Raw genomic sequence first — 16,548 nt, forward strand, 5'->3', positions numbered from 1 at the left:
CCGAGGAGCTTCCATGACCGCGCCCGTCGTCCACTCGCTGCGCGAGCAGATCCGCGAGCACATCCTGGAGGGGATCATCAGCGGACGCTGGCAGCCGGGCGAGCGGATCGTGGAGCGCCGGATCGCCACCGAGCTGGAGGTCAGCCAGACCCCGGTCCGCGAGGCCCTGCGCGAGCTGGAGTCGCTGCGCCTGATCGAGTCCGCCCCGAACAAGGGCGTGCGCGTACGCAACCTCACCGCCGCCGACCTGGAGGAGAGCTACCCGGTCCGGGCCGGCCTGGAGGCCATCGCGGCGGAGCTGGCCGCCCCGGCCCTCGCCGAGGACTGCTCGGCCCTGGAGCCGCACGTCGGCGCCCTGTACGAGGCCGACCGGCTCGCCGACGGCACCGCCCAGGTCCGCCACACCGTCGCCTTCCACCGCGAGCTGGTCCGCGCCGCGGGCAACTCGGTGCTGCTGCACACCTGGGAAGGCCTGGGCATCGAGGTGTTCACCGCCCTGTCGATCCGCTGGCTGGGCACCCGGCAGCAGTCGTACGCCGAGGAGCACGAGGAGCTCGTCGCCGCGTTCAAGCGCCGTGACCCCCGGATCGCGGAACTCGTGAAGGCGCACGTCCTGGGCTGCGCGCCCCGGGCGTGACACCCGAGCACACCCCCGCTCGAACACCTCCGACCTGCGAAGACCACACACAAACCCGTCACCGCGTGCCATCGTCGGAGGCACCGCGTGCCTACTTTCTCGTGATCAAGAGATTTTGCCGCTCAACCCTTTGATCGATCATCGATCAGCGCGTTACAGTCACCGACGGGCTTGCCACCCAAGCCCAGCCCTGTCCTGCCAAAGACCAAGGGCACCCCGATCCCCTTATGTGAGGGAACCCCCTTCGACTGAGGAAGGCGGCGACATGACCGACCCCAACGCCATCCAGCCCAGCGAGCTCGACCAGCTCCCCGACCGGGACCCGGAGGAGACCGCCGAGTGGCAGGCCTCCCTGGACGCGGTCACCCACGCTGCCGGGCCGCACCGTGCCGCGTACCTGATGCGCCGCACGCTGGAGCGCGCCGAGGGCGCCGGCGTCGCGCTGCCGAAGCTCCTCGAGACCGACTACGTCAACTCCCTCCCGACCTCCGCCGAGCCGCCCGTGCCCGGCGACGAGGCGATGGAGCAGCGGATCACCGCCTGGAACCGCTGGAACGCTGCCGCGATGGTCACCCGCGGCAGCAAGTACGGCGTCGGCGGCCACATCGCCACCTTCGCCTCCGCCGCCTGGCTCTACGAGACCGGCTTCAACCACTTCTTCAAGGGCAAGGAGGCCGACGGCTCCGGCGACCAGCTCTACATCCAGGGCCACGCCTCCCCCGGCATCTACGCCCGCGCGTTCCTCGACGGCCGGCTGAGCGAGGAGCAGCTCGACAACTTCCGCCGCGAGTCGGGCGGCAACGGCCTGCCCTCCTACCCGCACCCGCGCCGCCTGCCCTGGCTGTGGGAGTTCCCGACGGTCTCCATGGGCCTCGGCCCGCTGTCGGCCATCTACCAGGCGCGCTTCAACCGCTACCTGACGAACCGCGGCATCAAGGACACCTCCGCCTCGCACGTGTGGGCCTTCCTCGGCGACGGCGAGATGGACGAGCCCGAGTCGACGGCGGCCCTGGCGCTCGCGGCCCGTGAGGAGCTGGACAACCTCACCTTCGTCATCAACTGCAACCTGCAGCGCCTGGACGGCCCGGTCCGCGCGAACTTCAAGATCGTGCAGGAGCTGGAGGCCCAGTTCCGCGGCGCCGGCTGGAACGTCATCAAGACGCTGTGGGGCACGGCCTGGGACGAGCTGTTCCGGCTCGACACCACCGGCGCGCTGGTACGCCGCCTGCGCCAGGTGCCCGACGCGCAGATCCAGACGTACCAGACGCGCGACGCCGCCTACATCCGCCAGGACTTCTTCGGTGCCGACCCGGCGCTGGCGGAGATGGCGAAACTGCTGAGCGACGACAAGATCCTGGAGTGCTTCCACCTCTCGCGCGGTGGTCACGAGGCCCGCAAGGTCTACGCCGCGTACAAGGCGGCCGTCGAGCACAAGGGCGCGCCGACCGTGATCCTGGCCCAGACGGTCAAGGGCCACACCCTGGGCGAGGGCTTCGCGTCGAAGAACGCCAACCACCAGATGAAGAAGCTCTCGGTGGACGAGTTCAAGAACATGCGCGACCTGCTCGGCCTGCCGATCAGGGACGGCGACTTCGTCGACGGCGTGGTCCCCTACGGCCACCCGGGCGCCGACTCCCCCGAGGTCCGCTACCTCCAGGAGCGGCGCGCCGCCCTCGGCGGTCCGGCGCCGGCCCGCCGCGTGCACCCGGTCGCGCCGCTGCCCGCCCCGGCGGAGAAGGCGTTCGCCTCCTTCGACAAGGGTTCCGGCTCGCAGAACGTGGCCACCACCATGGCGTTCGTCCGCCTCGTCAAGGACCTGGTCCGCGACAAGGAGACGGGCAGGCGCTGGGTGCCGATCGTCCCCGACGAGGCGCGCACCTTCGGCATGGAGTCGCTGTTCCCGTCGCTCGGCATCTACTCGCCCAAGGGCCAGACGTACGAGCCGGTCGACCGCGACCAGCTGATGTACTACAAGGAGGCCCAGAACGGCCAGATCCTCAACGAGGGGATCACCGAGGCCGGTTCGATGGCCGACTTCATCGCCGCGTCGACGTCGTACGCGACGCACGGCGAGACGATGATCCCGTTCTACATCTTCTACTCGATGTTCGGCTGGCAGCGCACGGCCGACCAGATGTGGCAGCTCGGCGACCAGCTCGGCCGCGGCTTCCTCGTGGGTGCCACGGCGGGCCGTACCACGCTGACCGGCGAAGGCCTGCAGCACGCCGACGGCCACTCCCCCGTCATCGCCGCGACCAACCCGGCGGCGCTGACGTACGACCCGGCGTTCGCCTACGAGGTCGCGGCCATCGTCAAGGAGGGACTGCGCCGGATGTACGGCGAGGCCGCCCCGGGCGAGGACCAGGACGTCTTCTACTACCTGACGGTCTACAACGAGCCGCTGCCGCAGCCCGCCAAACCGTCCGTCGCCGGGATCGACGAGGGCATCGTCAAGGGCCTGTACCGCTTCAACACGGCGGAGTCGGCGGGCGTGAGCGCGCCGGCGAACGCCCCGCGGATCCAGCTGCTCGGCTCCGGTACGGCGATCCACTGGGCGCTCACGGCGCAGCGGCTGCTGGCCGAGGAGTGGGGCGTGGCGGCCGACGTGTGGTCGGCGACGTCCTGGAGCGAGCTGCGCCGGGACGCCCTGGAGGCGGACGAGGCGCTGCTGCGCGGCGAGGAGCGGGTGCCGTTCGTGCGGCAGGCACTGCAGGGCGCCGAGGGCCCGGTGCTGGCGGTCTCGGACTACATGCGCCAGGTCCCGGACCAGATCGCGCAGTGGGTCGAGCAGGACTGGTCCTCGCTGGGCGCCGACGGCTTCGGCCTGTCGGACACCCGCGAGGCGGCCCGCCGCCACTTCGGGGTCGACGCCGAGTCGATCGTCGTCGCGGCCCTGGCCCAGCTCGCCAGGCGCGGCGAGGTGCAGGCGACGGCCGTGAAGGAAGCGCGCGCGAAGTACGGTCTGTAAGGACCGTCACTGGCACTGGCAGGCCCCCCGCCCCGGCGGGGGCCTGCTGCATGATGTGGCCATGCGTGCTGCCCGGCTCATCAAGATGGTGCTGCTGCTCCAGTCCCGGCCCTCCATGACGGCCGCCGAGCTCGCCCGGGAGCTGGAGGTGTCGGAGCGGACGGTGACGCGGGACGCGCAGGCGCTGTCGGAGGCGGGCGTGCCGGTGTACGCGGACCGGGGCCGGGCGGGCGGGTACCGGCTGGTCGGCGGCTACCGGACGCGGCTGACCGGGCTGCACCGCGGCGAGGCCGAGGCGCTGTTCCTGTCCGGCGTGCCGGGGGCGCTGCGCGAGATGGGCCTGGAGGACACGGCCTCGGCGGCCCGGCTGAAGGTGTCGGCGGCACTGTTGCCGTCCCTCAGGGACGCCTCCAGGACGGCGGCGCAGCGGTTCCACCTGGACGCGCCGAACTGGTTCAGGGAGCCGAGGACGCCGGCGCTGCTGCCGGCGGTCGCGGACGCGGTGTGGGACGACCGGCGGATCAGCGCGCGCTACCGGCGCGGGGAGGACGAGGTCGTCCGGGAGCTGGAGCCGTACGGGCTCGTGCTGAAGGCGGGTGTCTGGTACCTGTGCGCGCGGGTGGTGGGCGGAGCGTCCCTCCGGGTGTACCGGATCGACCGGTTCACCGCCGTGGACGCGGGCGCGGAGCGCTTCGAGCGGGAGGCGGACTTCGACCTGCCGGCGTTCTGGGAGGAGCGGGCGGAGCACTTCGCGCGGTCCCTGCTGCGGGCGCGGGTCGTGGTGCGGCTGTCCCCCGACGGGGTGCGGACCCTGCCGTACGCGCTGGACCCGGTGTCCGCCCGGGAGGCCCTGGCGCGGGCGGGCGATCCGGACGACGGCGGATGGGTGACGGTCTCCCTGCCCGTGGAGTCCGAGGAGGTGGCCCGCACCCAGCTGGCGGCGCTGGGCCCGGAGGTGGAGGTCCTGGAGCCGGCGGGCCTGCGCGAGCGGTTCGCCGCGGACGCGCTGCGGCTGGCGCGGCTGTACCACCCGCGGGAGGGCGCGTGAGGGTCCCGTACCCCCGGGGCGGCGCACGACGACCGCGCACTCCGGGTGCGCCCCCGTGCCCCAGGGCCGATGACGACCGCGCACTCCGGGTGCGCCCCCGTGCCCCAGGGCCGATGCTGGAGCCGTGATGGACGAGACGGAGTTCTGGGAGCTGGTGGACGACGCCCGGGAGGCCGCCGAGGGCGACCCGGAGGAGCAGGCCGACCTGCTCGTGGACCGGCTCGCCCAGCTGGACCCGGACTCGGTCCTGGACTTCGCCCGTCACTTCGAGTCCCGCTACAACCGCGCCTACCGCTGGGACCTGTGGGGGGCCGCCCGGGTGCTGCTGGACGGGGCCAGCGACGACGCCTTCGACTTCTTCCGCTGCTGGCTGATCGGCCAGGGCCGCGAGGTCTTCGAGGGCGCGCTGCACGACCCGGACGCGCTCGCCGATCTGCTGGGCGACTTCGACGAGGAGACCGACGGCGACGGCGAGGAACTCGGCTACGCGGCGGACGAGGCCTACGAGCAGCTCACCGGCCTGGTCGCACCCGACCTGGAGCTGCCCCCGGCGCCCGCGGAGCCCGACGGCACGCCGCTGGACTTCGAGAACGGACGGCTGCTCGCCGAGCGCTACCCCCGGCTGTGGGAGCGTTTCCGGGGCTGATCCGTTCCGGCCGCCGGGCGGCGGCTCGTCCGCGACGGCGGGTGCGCCCGCGTCCGGCCGGCCTTTGCCGCGTGGTGGGGCGGGGCGGCGTCGGCCCGGCCGAGGGCGGAGGCGGTGGCCGCGGCCGGTTCCAGCACGACGGTCGCGACCGCGCCGAGCACCGCCCAGAGGCCGTGTGCGCTCCCGGTGCGCTGCGCGGGGTGCGTGGCCGGGCGGTCGGTCATGGTCCCCACCTCCGGTCGGCTGCCTGTGCCGGTGACCGTAGGCGGACGGGATCTGAGGGCGCTGCGCGTTCGCTGTGGTCTTCCGCCGCGTCGGCGGGCCGGCCCTGCATCCGGGCGGCGAGCCGTCTGATCTCGGGCAGCCGGGCGTGCAGGGCGGCGCCCGGGCAGCTGGTCATGTAGCCGTCGCTGTGGCCGGCCAGGGCGGGCAGTTCGGCCGTGGTGCCGGCCGCGTACCGGCTCAGGCCGTTGCTGGAGACCAGGCGGACCCGGGCGCGCGGGTCGGTGCCGGTCAGGCCCAGCTTCCAGGCGGACACCGCGGCGATGGCTCGGATCAGGGGCCCCGGGACGGGCACGCCCTCGGTGAAGGTGCCGAGCGCGGCGATACCCGTGGTGCGGTGGTTGAAGCCCTGGGTGTGGGCGCCGGTGACGGCCCGGTCGACGCCGCCCGCGCGGCCCTCGTAGACGGTGCCGCAGCGGTCGACGACGAAGTTGTATCCGATGTCGTCCCAGTCGCGGACGCCGGTCTGGCCGCTGTACAGGTCGCGCAGGATGCGGGGCACGTCGGCACAGTCGTAGCCGTTGGGCGAGTCGGTGTGGTGGACGAAGACGGCGACGACCCGGTCGTCGTAGCGGGGGCGGGGCTGGGCGCGGGCGGCGTCGCCCAGCCAGCGCGAGCGGGGCACGACGGGCGGCCGGGGGGCGGTGTACGGCGTGGCGGAGGGGCGGCGCGCGGCCGGGGCGGAGCCGGTCCCGGCGGCGTCCTCGACGCCGTGGGCGCACAGCACCAGCGCGACGACGGCGGCGACGCCCGGCAGGCAGCCGAGCAGCACGCGGGCCGCGCGCGGCGGACCGGCCGCCGCGGGTGTCCCGGCGGCGAGGCGCCGGTGCGCACCGCGCCGTCTTCGCAAGACACGCATGAGCCCACTGTCGGGCCGTTCCGGTCCGTCCGCGATGTGTGATGTGCCACCCGGTGGAACCATCGTCACGGTCCGCGACGTTTCTCCGGGTGCACGCGTGCGTGGCCTGTTCCGGTCAGCCCGTGCGCGGGTGACTGATCACCGGACCCGGCCCCCACGTATTCAGGGTTCCGAGAGAAAGGCGGCGTGCGTGGACCTGCTCGACATCCTGCTGTTGCTGGTCGTCCTGGCCTACGCGGCGTCCGGGTACCGGCGCGGGCTGGTGGCCGGCTGCGTGTCGCTGGCGGGCTTCGTGGGCGGTGCGGTCGTCGGTGTGTGGATCCTGCCGTGGGTGATGGACCTGGTCGAGGCGGGGACGACGCGTGCGACGCTGGCGGCGGTGTTCACGGTGCTGCTGCCTGCGGTGGTGGGGCACGAGCTGGCGGGCCGTCTCGCCCTGCGGCTGCGGCGGGAGCTGGACCGGGGGCCGCTGCGCGTGGCGGACGGGGTCGGCGGGGCCGTGGCCAACTCGGTGGCCGTGCTGATCGTGGCGTGGGTGGCGGCGAGTGTGCTGGGCGCGTCCTCCTCGCCGCTGGTGACCTCGGCGATCCGGGACTCGCGGGTGCTGGGCGCGGTGCAGCGGACGATGCCGGACACGACTCCGGCCTGGTTCTCCGAGGCCACCTCCGCGCTCACCCAGGCGGGTTTCCCGCAGGTCTTCAACCCCTTCGAGAACGAGTCGACGGCCGAGGTGGCCGAGCCCTCCGGTGACAGCGTCACGGCGGCCGCGACCGACGCGGCCAAGCTGAGCACGGTGAAGGTCGAGGGCGTCGCGGGCACGCAGGGCCGTGAGGGCAGCGGGTTCGTGTACGCGCGCCGGCACGTGATGACCAACGCCCACGTGGTGGCCGGCATCGACGAGCCGACCGTGCAGATCGGCGGGGTCGGGCGGACGTACCGGGCGCGGGTGGTGCTGTTCGACCCCCAGAAGGACGTGGCCGTGCTGTACGTGCCGGACCTGAAGGCACCCGTGCTGCGCTTCGACGACACCGCGGGGCGCGGCGACTCGGCGGTGGTAGCGGGCTATCCGCAGGACGGCGACCTGAACCTGCAGGCGGCGACGGTCGCGAACCGGGTGCGGGCGACGGGCCAGAACATCTACAACGACGACACGGTGACCCGCGAGATCTACTCGATCCGCTCCACGGTCCGCCCGGGCAACTCGGGCGGACCCCTGCTCACCACGGACGGCCGGGTGTTCGGCGTGGTCTTCGCCCGCTCCACCTCGGACGCCGAGACGGGCTACGTGCTGACGGCCGCGGAGGTCGCCGCCGAGGCGAAGCGGGCCGCGGACGCGACGGCACCGGTGGACACGGGGGAGCCGACGACGTCGTAGGCGGGGGCCCGCCCGGCTCACAGGAAGCGGCCCATGAGCACGTCGTCGACGTAGGCGCCGTCGAGCAGGAACTCCTCGGGCAGGACCCCCTCCACGGCGAACCCCTCGGAGGCGTACAGCTCGCGGGCGGGGGTGTTGTGGGCGAGGACGCGCAGGGTGATGCGGCGGGCGCCCTCGCGGCGGGCGGCGTCGACGGCCGCGCGCACCAGGGCGCGGCCGACGCCCTTGCCGCGGGCCGTGTCGAGGACGGCGAGGCCCTGTATCTGGCGGACGTGCTCGTTGACGGCGAGGCCGGTCGGCGGGACGAGGCGGACGTATCCGAGGAGGACACCCCCGGACTCGGCGACGAGGTGGTCCTCGGGGAGGTGGCGCGCGTCGAAGAAGGGCTCGTCCGGGGCCGGCCGGGGCATGACCGCGTGCCGGGTCGACCAGGTGAGCCGGTCGATGAGGGCGAGCGCCTCGTCGTCGGCGGACCGGGCGGCGCGGATGGTGACGTCATGGTCGCGGGACTCTGGCATGGGCATCACCCTAGAACGGGCGGGCCGTGGCCCAGCGGGGTTTTTGTGCGGCCGCGGGGCAGGATGGACCCATGCAACGCATCGCGGTGGCCGGCGCGTCCGGCCTGATCGGCAGTTCCCTGGTACGGTCCCTGACCGCCGACGGACACGAGGTGCGCCGTCTGGTGCGCCGGGCGGCCCGCGGCGACGACGAGGTGAGCTGGGACCCCGGACGGGGAGAGGCGGACGCGGCCGGGCTCGCCGGATGCGACGCGGTGGTCAACCTGGCGGGCGCCGGGGTCGGCGACCACCGCTGGACGGACGAGTACAAGCGGCGCATCCGCGACAGCCGGGTGAACGGCACGACGGCGCTGGCCACCGCGATCGCCTCGCTGGACGAGAAGGACCGGCCGCGGGTGTTCGTGAACGGCAGCGCCATCGGCTACTACGGCGAGACCGGTGACCGTGCGGTCGACGAGAGCGCGCCCGCGGGCGAGGGCTTCCTGCCCGAGCTGTGCGTGGAGTGGGAGGCCGCGGCGGCACCCGCCCAGGAGGCCGGAGTGCGCACGGTGTTCCCGCGGACCGGGCTGGTCGTGTCCCGCGAGGGCGGGGCGTGGGGCCGGCTGTTCCCGCTGTTCCGGGCGGGAGTCGGCGGGCGGATCGGCGACGGGCGGCAGTACTGGTCGTTCATCGCGCTGCACGACGAGGTCGCGGCGATCCGGCACCTCCTCGACACTGACGGCCTGTCCGGGCCGTTCAACCTCACCGCCCCGCACCCGGTGACGAACCGTGAGATCACGGCGGCCATGGGGCGGGTGCTGCGCCGCCCGACGCTGTTCCCCGTGCCCGCGCCCGTCCTGCGGTCCGTGCTCGGCGAAATGGCCGGGGACGTCCTCGGCAGCGCCCGGATCCTGCCGGCGCGGCTGCTCGAGTCCGGTTTCCGGTTCGCGTTCCCGGAGATCGAGGGGGCCATCCGGGCGGCCCTGTGACGGTCCTTCCGGAACGTCCGCCCCTGAGCACGGGCGCCGGCAAGTCACCCCGCCGCCCCGCCCACCGACCCCCTGCGACCACTCCATGCCCACAAGACCTCCATATGCGACCGCTGTGCGACCGTGCCCTGTCGATGCGCGACTCCCCCTGACCGATCACGGCCCTACCCTCGACCAGAACTCGCTTATCCCTGCGGCCTGTTGAGGGCATGACGTCTCCAGCGCCCGCGCAACCTCGAGGAGGGGCACGTGCTTGAGCCCGCGTACCAGGCGGACGTGGTCGTCGTGGGGGCCGGGGTCGCCGGACTCTCGGCCGCGCACCGGTTGACCAGCGCAGGAGTGACGACCATGGTCCTGGAGGCCGCCCATCACGTCGGCGGCCGGATGGCGACGGAGAAGGTCGACGGCTTCCGGCTCGACAGGGTCGGCCGGTTGCTGTCCACGGCCTACCCGGAACTACGACGGACACCCGGCCTGGGCGGCCTCGTGCTGCGCCCCTTCGCGCCCGGTGTCCTGCTGCACGGCGACGGCCGCCTCCACCGGGCCGGCGTCCAGCCCGGCGCGGGGGGCGCACGGGGCGCGCTGCGTGCGGTGCGCACCCTGGCGAGCGCTCCCCGGCCACCGGCCGCGCCCAGGCCGCCCAGGCGGCCGGTGGCGGTTCCCGGCCGGCAGGTCTCCGTGCCCCGGAGCCGGTCCGGCGCCCCGCTGGGCACGGCCGTCGACCAGGCCCGCCTCGGCGCCGCCCTGACCCGGCTGGCCGGCACCCCGGCCGAACGGCTGCTGACCCGCCCGGAACTGCCCGCGGGCGAGGCCCTGGCCGCCCGCGGACTGCCCGCCCGGACCATCGAGGGCTTCCTGCGCCCGCTGCTCGCGGCGCTGCTGTGCGACCCGGACCTGACCACGTCCAGCCGGTGCGCCGATCTCGCGCTGCGCGCCTTCGCGAGCGGCCGGCTGTGCCTGCCCGAGGGGGGCGCCGAGGCCCTGCCCGAACTGCTCGCCGGGACGCTGCCGGCGGGCACGGTGCACACGGGCGTACGCGTCACCTCGGTCTCGACGACCTCGGTGACCACCGCCGAGCACGGGGAGATCCGCTGCCGGGCCGTGCTCGTGGCGACGGGTGCCCGGGCCGCGGCGGAGCTGCTGCCCGGGTTGCGGGTGCCGGACTTCCATCCGGTGACGGTGGTGCACCACACGACGGACGAGCCGCCCGGGACGGGGGCGTCGCTGCTGCTGGACGCGGACCTCGGCGGGCCGGTCGCGCACACGGCGGTGGTCAGCCGGGTCGATCCGCAGCGTGCCCCGGCGGGCCGGGCACTGATCTCCTCCACGGTGCTGGGGCGACCGCCGGCCGATGTCGACACGGCCGTGCGGATGCATCTGGCACGGCTGTACGGGATGCCGACGGCCCGGTGGGAGACGCTGGCCGTACACCACACGCCCGAGGCGGTGCCCGCGATGCGGCCGCCGCACGACCTGCGCCGGCCGGTGCGGTTGCTGGCCGGGCTGTACGTGTGCGGCGACCACCGGGACACCAGCACGGCGCAGGGGGCGCTGCACTCCGGGCACCGGGCCTCCGCGGCGATCCTGGCCGACCTCGGGGCCGGGCATCCGCTGCACAGGGCGGACCCGCTGCCGACGGCCCGGGCGGCCTGAACCGCCCCGTCCCCGCCGGCCCACCACCCTCGTGGGCACGAAGGCGGGCGGGGGCTCCGCACCCCTCCCCCGAGCACCGCCGGCACCGCGGCCCCCCGGCACCGGCGCCGGCGGTGCTCGGGTACGCTCCGCCGAACGCGCGCCGCGGACAGTCCGGTTGGGCTCACGGCGGCCGAGGTGACCGCCGGGCGCGCCCGGCGCGGGAGGGGGAAGAACGAAGTGATCAGATGGTACGGCTGGGGCGTCCTCGCACTTCCCGTGCTGGTCGTCTCCCTGTTCGCGGGGGTCGGCGTGGCGACCTCCCTGCTGTGGGACCTGGCCGCCCAGGGTGGCGACCGCATCGACCACGGCGGTGTTCCGCTCGGCGGGCTCGCGGTGGGCCTCATCGTCGGAGGGCTGCTCAACCAGGCGCTGGGGGTGGCCCTCAACACCCGCCGCATGCCCGACGGCACCCGGGTGCGCACCAACCGGCACGGCCTCGGCGACGACGTCCCGGTGGAACGGTTCGGCCGGGGACAGGCCATCACAGGGATCCTGGCCCTGCCGCTGTGCACCGTCCAGTTCGTGTCCGCACCGGTCGTGTGGACGCTCGTCATCGCCTGGACCGTCCTCGTGGTCACCGCGCTGGTCCGGCCGGCACGACGCGGCGAGGCAGCCGGGGGGACCCGGCGTCCGTGACGGCCCCGGCCGCCGGATCTCACCCCAGGGCCGCCACCTTCTCGCGGTAGGTGCGCACCGGCAGCGCGTCGCGGTACGGCTCCAGCCTGCGTTCGAAGTCCCGCACGTACTCCACCGCCCGCACCGACCGCATCTCCGCCGCCTGGCCCGCCGCCTCCGCCGCGAGCTGGCAGGCCTGGTCGAGTTCGCCCAGGCCCAGGCGGGCGGTGGCCAGGACCACGCGGCAGAAGAGGCGGCTGCGGGCGTAGGAGGGGTTGCGCAGCTGCAGGGAGCGTTCCGCGTGCTGGGCCGCGGCGCGGAACTGCTGCAGGTCGCGGTGGCAGTGGCCGAACTCGTCGGCGAGCTGGGCCTCGTCGAAGAACCTCGCCCAGTGCGGGACGTCGTCCCCGGGGCGGGCCGTCTCCAGGGCGCGCTCGGCGCGGACCAGGGCCGCGGTGCAGGCCCGGACCTCGCCGAGCACTCCGTGGCCGCGTGCCTCGGAGGCGTGCAGCAGGGCGTGGACGACGGGCGGACCGGAGGTGCCGACGCCCTGCTGGGCCACGCGGGCGAGCTGGACGGCCTCCCGTCCGTGGCCGAGGTAGACGGCCTGGCGGCTCATGGTGACCAGCACGTACGCCCCGTAGGCGCGGTCCCCGGCGACCTGGGCGAGGCGGAGCGCCTGCACGAAGTAGCGCTGGGCGAGACCGTGCGCCGCGATGTCGTACGACGTCCAGCCGGCGAGCCGGGTGAGGTCGGCGGCGGCGGCGAACAGGCGGCGGCCGGCCTGCTCCCCGTAGGTGCCGCGCAGCATGGGCTCGCACTCGTGCTCCAGGTAGCGCACGAGGGCCTGGCGGGCGTGGCCGCCGCCGTAGGCGTCGTCGAGGGTGCGGAACAGCTCACCGACCGAGCGCAGCGCGGCGATGTCACCGGCGGTGACCTTCTGCCCCGGCCCCCGCTCGACCTGGCCGCGCTGACCGCGCTGGCGGGGCAGGACGGGCAGGCCCTGCTCGGCGGTGAGGGGGAAACGGGCGGCGGGGCGGCCCTGCGCGGGGACGCGGGCGGCCGGCGGCTCGCCCCGGGCGACCTTCTCGTCGGCCCGGCCGATCAGCCAGTCCCGGCTGGGCACGACGAGCCCGGCCGGGGTGAAGGCGATCTTGCGGAGCTCGTCGTGGCTGCCGGAGTCCTTGCGCCACAGCCCGCTGACGATGTCGACGGCCTCCTCGGGGGTGGCGGCGAACTCCAGCCCCGCGTAGACGGGGGCGCAGGCGTCCAGGCCGAGGTCCTGGGCGGTGAGGCGGCGGCCCAGGCGCCGGGTGAAGACCTCGGCGATGAGGGCGGGCGTGGTGCCCCGCGGCTGCTGGCCGCGCAGCCACCGGGTCACGGAGGTCTTGTCGTATCTCAGGTCGATGCCGTGTTCGAGACCGAGCTGGTCCACGCGACGGGCGAGTCCCGCGTTGGAGAACCCCGCTTCTGCGATGAGCGCGGCGAGCTGTCGGTTGGGGGTGCGCTGCGCGGGTCGTTCCGTCATCTGCGGTGCGGTCTCCTGCCTTCCGGCCTTGGTGCGGTGCGCCGGTCGCCTGTGAACAGGCCGTATGCCTTGCTGGACGGCGCGAATGTAGCGGAGAGTAAACACTCCCTCACACATTCCCCCGGACATTCATCCGATCGTGTGAGGATTGCCCGCGGGGCTGACGTGTGCGGGCCGGACGTACAGTGGCTTGGGCGCGTGACATGCCTGACACACCCGTTCGAGGGAGGCGCTTGCCGTGAGTGAGTTGCGGTTCGTCCGCATGGGGTTCGGCGACGAGGCCGTCGAGTACCAGGAGGCCTGGGACGAGCAGCGCCGGGTGCACGCCGCACGCTTCGCCGACGAGGTCCCCGACACCGTGCTGCTCCTGGAGCACCCGCCGGTCTACACGGCCGGACGGCGTACGGCGGACAACGAGCGGCCCCTGGACGGCACGCCGGTCATCGACGTGGACCGCGGCGGCAAGATCACCTGGCACGGGCCCGGCCAGCTGGTGGGCTACCCCATCCAGAAGCTCCCGCGCCCCGTGGACGTCGTGGCCCATGTGCGCCGCCTGGAGGAGGCCCTGATCCGCACCTGCGCGGAGTTCGGCCTGGAGACCACGCGCGTGGAGGGCCGCAGCGGCGTGTGGGTGCTCGGCGACCCGGTCGAGCGGCGCCCCGCGCTCGGCGGGCTCTCCCTGGACTTCGACCCCCGGCTGCAGGACGAGGAGTTCGACCCGCGCCTGAACGGCCCGGAGTACGCGCCGTCCAACGCGGGCCAGCGCCGCGAGGACCGCAAGATCGCCGCGATCGGCATCCGCGTGGCCAAGGGCGTCACGATGCACGGCTTCGCCCTCAACGTGAACCCCGACAACAAGTGGTTCGACCGCATCATCCCCTGCGGCATCCGGGACGCGGGCGTCGCCTCCCTGTCCGGCGAGCTGGGCCGGGACGTGACGATCGGGAAGGTCCTGCCCGTGGCCGAGCGGCACCTGCGGGACGTCCTGGAGAACGCCGACCTCAAGCCCCGGGAGATCGAGAAGACGCCGGCGGCGTGAAGCGGGCCGTGGAGGGGCTGGCACCCATACAGGCTTTCAAATCAACGGGCGTACCCTTGAGGACGCCGAAGAATCAATCGCTAGGGAGCCGGTCGTGTCCGCAGTCGCACCCGACGGACGCAAGATGCTGCGCCTGGAGGTCCGCAACAGCCAGACCCCCATCGAGCGCAAGCCCGAGTGGATCAAGACCCGGGCGAAAATGGGTCCCGAGTACTCCAGGATGCAGAACCTCGTGAAGAGCGAGGGCCTGCACACGGTCTGCCAGGAAGCCGGCTGCCCGAACATCTACGAGTGCTGGGAGGACCGCGAGGCGACCTTCCTCATCGGCGGCGACCAGTGCACCCGGCGCTGCGACTTCTGCCAGATCGACACCGGCAGGCCCGAGGCGCTCGACCGCGACGAGCCCCGCCGCGTGGGCGAGTCCGTGGTCACGATGGACCTGAACTACGCCACGATCACCGGCGTCGCCCGCGACGACCTGGAGGACGGCGGCGCCTGGCTGTACGCCGAGACCGTGCGCCAGATCCACCAGCAGACCGCGGGCCGCGCCGACGGCCGTACGAAGGTGGAGCTGCTGGCCCCCGACTTCAACGCGGTCCCGGAGCAGCTGGCGGAGGTCTTCTCCTCGCGCCCCGAGGTCTTCGCGCACAACGTGGAGACGGTCCCGCGGATCTTCAAGCGGATCCGCCCCGGCTTCCGCTACGAGCGCTCCCTGAAGGTGATCACCGAGGCGCGCGACTACGGCCTGGTCACCAAGTCCAACCTGATCCTCGGCATGGGCGAGACCCGCGAGGAGGTCAGCGAGGCGCTGAAGCAGCTGCACGAGGCCGGATGCGAGCTGGTCACCATCACGCAGTACCTGCGGCCGTCCGTGCGCCACCACCCCGTGGAGCGCTGGGTCAAGCCTCAGGAGTTCGTGGAGCTGCAGGAGGAGGCCGAGCAGATCGGCTTCTCCGGTGTGATGTCGGGCCCGCTGGTGCGCTCCTCCTACCGCGCCGGGCGTCTGTACCGGATGGCCATGGAGCAGCGGGACGCGCACACCGCGACCCCGGCCGTCTGACGAAGCGTCACCCGCCCTGCCCCGTACGGGGCAGGACAATCGTGTGAATTCGCGCACAAGATCCTACCGACCGGTAGCGACCGATCCGACGCGGTCCCGACCGTCCTCGCAGATGAGGGCAGGTGCCGGGACCGCGTCGGCGTTCCGACGCTCCCCCCTGGGGCTTCATGGGTGTTTGACCGGCCGGTCACGCCCTGGTAACACCAGTCAGTGACGCTGAACTCACAGCACGTACACCCGTATCGAGGGGGGACCTCACCCATGCAGGCCGCGCCCGTCCACGCCACCGCCATCCCGTCCTTCGCGACCGCCCTTCGTGCGGTCGAGTCGCTGCTCATGAGCGGTGGTCAGCGCACCGCCCGCCGCAACGCCTGGACCTGCGTGCTGGAGGACCGCCGTCGCGCCAAGGACCGGGTCGAGGCCCAGCAGGTCCTGGAGCGGTCCGTCTCCCGGTCCGTCTCCGTCCGTCCCTGAACCCGGCCGCCCAGGTCCCGGCCGCTCCCCCGCGGGCCCGTGGAGACTGCCGTCGTCCGCGCTTGCGGGGCCACGTAGACTTCGTGCCATGGCGAGGAAGGAACCTGCAGCGGACGCTGCGAATCCCGGGCGACTGAAGCAGATCGCCCTGACCTACAAGATGACCCGCAGGGCCGACAAGAAGATCGGTCTTGTACTCGCGGCTGTCGGAATCGTCACCTTCGGTGTCTTCCTCGCGATCGGTTTCTTGATCGGTCACCCCATCTATCTCGGCATCCTGGGCCTCCTGCTCGCCTTCCTCGCGACGGCGATCGTGTTCGGGCGCCGGGCCGAGCGGGCCGCCTTCGGGCAGATGGAGGGACAGCCCGGTGCCGCGGCGGCGGTGCTCGACAACATCGGCCGGGGCTGGACGACGACGCCCGCGGTGGCGATGAACCGCAACCAGGACGTGGTGCACCGCGCGGTCGGCAAGGCCGGCATCGTGCTGGTCGCCGAGGGCAACCCGAACCGGGTGAAGTCCCTGCTCGCCGCCGAGAAGCGGAAGATGAACCGCATCGTCGCGGACGTCCCGGTGCACGACCTGGTCGTGGGCACCGGCGAGGGCCAGGTGGAGCTGAAGAAGCTGCGCACGACCATGCTGAAGCTGCCCCGCGTGCTCACCGGACCGCAGGTCACCGCCACCAACGACCGGCTGCGCGCGCTCGGCGACCTGATGAGCAACATGCCGCTGCCCAAGGGGCCGATGCCCAAGGGCATGCGCCTGCCGAAGGGCGGGCCGAAGGCTCGCTGACCCGCACCCGACATGACGAAGGGGCGCCCGGACCACTCCGGGCGCC

At 73.5% G+C, this 16,548-nt stretch carries 16 protein-coding genes; 12 read left to right on the forward strand and 4 right to left on the reverse strand.

Features of this window, described 5'->3' with window-relative positions; all coding sequences use genetic code 11:
• The first annotated feature begins 13 nt into the window (after positions 1-13).
• The 4 genes from ACFW6P_RS09605 to ACFW6P_RS09620 all read left to right on the forward strand — a co-directional run bounded on the left by ACFW6P_RS09605 (position 14) and on the right by ACFW6P_RS09620 (position 5,299).
• Positions 14-637, forward strand: coding sequence for a GntR family transcriptional regulator (locus ACFW6P_RS09605; RefSeq protein ID WP_386355012.1), 624 nt, complete (start codon positions 14-16; stop codon positions 635-637).
• A 265-nt stretch (positions 638-902) separates the two neighbouring features.
• Positions 903-3,605, forward strand: a complete 2,703-nt coding sequence (gene aceE / locus ACFW6P_RS09610) for a pyruvate dehydrogenase (acetyl-transferring), homodimeric type (RefSeq protein ID WP_386355010.1) — start codon at positions 903-905, stop codon at positions 3,603-3,605.
• 61 nt (positions 3,606-3,666) lie between these two features.
• Positions 3,667-4,653: a helix-turn-helix transcriptional regulator gene (locus ACFW6P_RS09615; RefSeq protein WP_386423331.1), complete on the forward strand. Its 987-nt coding sequence runs from the start codon at positions 3,667-3,669 to the stop codon at positions 4,651-4,653.
• Between the two features lie 127 nt (positions 4,654-4,780).
• Positions 4,781-5,299, forward strand: coding sequence for a DUF4240 domain-containing protein (locus ACFW6P_RS09620; protein ID WP_386423350.1), 519 nt, complete (start codon positions 4,781-4,783; stop codon positions 5,297-5,299).
• Here ACFW6P_RS09620 and ACFW6P_RS09625 read toward each other — a convergent pair.
• Entirely contained in the window at positions 5,266-5,523 is a 258-nt protein-coding gene (locus ACFW6P_RS09625; protein ID WP_386355005.1) for a hypothetical protein, read from the reverse strand. The genes ACFW6P_RS09620 and ACFW6P_RS09625 overlap by 34 nt on opposite strands.
• Positions 5,520-6,440: a peptidoglycan recognition protein gene (locus tag ACFW6P_RS09630; RefSeq protein WP_386355002.1), complete on the reverse strand. Its 921-nt coding sequence runs from the start codon at positions 6,438-6,440 to the stop codon at positions 5,520-5,522. Before ACFW6P_RS09630 ends, ACFW6P_RS09625 begins: the two co-directional genes overlap by 4 nt.
• Positions 6,441-6,630: 190 nt before the next feature.
• On the opposite strand from ACFW6P_RS09630, the gene ACFW6P_RS09635 reads away from it, so the two are divergent.
• On the forward strand, positions 6,631-7,815 hold the full coding sequence (locus tag ACFW6P_RS09635; RefSeq protein WP_386354999.1) for a MarP family serine protease: 1,185 nt from the start codon (positions 6,631-6,633) through the stop codon (positions 7,813-7,815).
• A gap of 17 nt (positions 7,816-7,832) precedes the next feature.
• Here the strand turns inward: ACFW6P_RS09635 and ACFW6P_RS09640 are convergent, their stop codons facing one another.
• Positions 7,833-8,333, reverse strand: coding sequence for a GNAT family N-acetyltransferase (locus ACFW6P_RS09640; RefSeq protein ID WP_386354996.1), 501 nt, complete (start codon positions 8,331-8,333; stop codon positions 7,833-7,835).
• Positions 8,334-8,404: 71 nt separating this feature from the next.
• Between ACFW6P_RS09640 and ACFW6P_RS09645 the strand changes: the two genes are divergently transcribed.
• From ACFW6P_RS09645 to ACFW6P_RS09655, 3 genes are all read left to right on the forward strand, one after another.
• A complete protein-coding gene (locus ACFW6P_RS09645; RefSeq protein ID WP_386423333.1) occupies positions 8,405-9,301 on the forward strand; it encodes a TIGR01777 family oxidoreductase in 897 nt (298 codons plus the stop codon).
• 249 nt (positions 9,302-9,550) lie between these two features.
• Positions 9,551-10,954 (forward strand): NAD(P)/FAD-dependent oxidoreductase, encoded by a 1,404-nt coding sequence (locus tag ACFW6P_RS09650; RefSeq protein ID WP_386354990.1) that lies wholly within the window; start codon positions 9,551-9,553, stop codon positions 10,952-10,954.
• A gap of 219 nt (positions 10,955-11,173) precedes the next feature.
• On the forward strand, positions 11,174-11,632 hold the full coding sequence (locus ACFW6P_RS09655) for a hypothetical protein (RefSeq protein ID WP_386354987.1): 459 nt from the start codon (positions 11,174-11,176) through the stop codon (positions 11,630-11,632).
• A 19-nt stretch (positions 11,633-11,651) separates the two neighbouring features.
• Here the strand turns inward: ACFW6P_RS09655 and ACFW6P_RS09660 are convergent, their stop codons facing one another.
• Entirely contained in the window at positions 11,652-13,139 is a 1,488-nt protein-coding gene (locus tag ACFW6P_RS09660; protein ID WP_386354985.1) for a regulator, read from the reverse strand.
• Between the two features lie 238 nt (positions 13,140-13,377).
• On the opposite strand from ACFW6P_RS09660, the gene lipB reads away from it, so the two are divergent.
• From lipB to ACFW6P_RS09680, 4 genes are all read left to right on the forward strand, one after another.
• Positions 13,378-14,178: a lipoyl(octanoyl) transferase LipB gene (gene lipB / locus ACFW6P_RS09665; protein WP_386423335.1), complete on the forward strand. Its 801-nt coding sequence runs from the start codon at positions 13,378-13,380 to the stop codon at positions 14,176-14,178.
• A gap of 94 nt (positions 14,179-14,272) precedes the next feature.
• Entirely contained in the window at positions 14,273-15,238 is a 966-nt protein-coding gene (gene lipA / locus ACFW6P_RS09670; protein WP_386354979.1) for a lipoyl synthase, read from the forward strand.
• A gap of 261 nt (positions 15,239-15,499) precedes the next feature.
• Positions 15,500-15,712 carry a hypothetical protein gene (locus ACFW6P_RS09675; protein ID WP_386354976.1) on the forward strand — a complete coding sequence of 71 codons (213 nt, stop codon included), beginning with the start codon at positions 15,500-15,502 and terminating at the stop codon, positions 15,710-15,712.
• An 88-nt stretch (positions 15,713-15,800) separates the two neighbouring features.
• Positions 15,801-16,502, forward strand: coding sequence for a DUF4191 domain-containing protein (locus ACFW6P_RS09680; protein ID WP_386423337.1), 702 nt, complete (start codon positions 15,801-15,803; stop codon positions 16,500-16,502).
• The last annotated feature ends 46 nt before the right edge of the window (positions 16,503-16,548 follow it).

The organism is Streptomyces sp. NPDC058741, from assembly GCF_042746715.1.
Taxonomy (GTDB): Bacteria; Actinomycetota; Actinomycetes; order Streptomycetales; family Streptomycetaceae; genus Streptomyces.

Excerpts from the sequence above, each read along its gene's own strand:
- ACFW6P_RS09605 (WP_386355012.1), top strand. The coding sequence starts at position 14 with ATGACCGCGCCCGTCGTCCACTCGCTGCGCGAGCAGATCCGCGAGCAC.
- ACFW6P_RS09630 (WP_386355002.1), bottom strand. The coding sequence starts at position 6,440 with ATGCGTGTCTTGCGAAGACGGCGCGGTGCGCACCGGCGCCTCGCCGCC.
- ACFW6P_RS09620 (WP_386423350.1), top strand. The coding sequence starts at position 4,781 with ATGGACGAGACGGAGTTCTGGGAGCTGGTGGACGACGCCCGGGAGGCC.
- ACFW6P_RS09640 (WP_386354996.1), bottom strand. The coding sequence starts at position 8,333 with ATGCCAGAGTCCCGCGACCATGACGTCACCATCCGCGCCGCCCGGTCC.
- ACFW6P_RS09675 (WP_386354976.1), top strand. The coding sequence starts at position 15,500 with ATGCAGGCCGCGCCCGTCCACGCCACCGCCATCCCGTCCTTCGCGACC.
- ACFW6P_RS09680 (WP_386423337.1), top strand. The coding sequence starts at position 15,801 with ATGGCGAGGAAGGAACCTGCAGCGGACGCTGCGAATCCCGGGCGACTG.
- ACFW6P_RS09615 (WP_386423331.1), top strand. The coding sequence starts at position 3,667 with ATGCGTGCTGCCCGGCTCATCAAGATGGTGCTGCTGCTCCAGTCCCGG.
- ACFW6P_RS09645 (WP_386423333.1), top strand. The coding sequence starts at position 8,405 with ATGCAACGCATCGCGGTGGCCGGCGCGTCCGGCCTGATCGGCAGTTCC.
- aceE (WP_386355010.1), top strand. The coding sequence starts at position 903 with ATGACCGACCCCAACGCCATCCAGCCCAGCGAGCTCGACCAGCTCCCC.
- ACFW6P_RS09625 (WP_386355005.1), bottom strand. The coding sequence starts at position 5,523 with ATGACCGACCGCCCGGCCACGCACCCCGCGCAGCGCACCGGGAGCGCA.
- ACFW6P_RS09660 (WP_386354985.1), bottom strand. The coding sequence starts at position 13,139 with ATGACGGAACGACCCGCGCAGCGCACCCCCAACCGACAGCTCGCCGCG.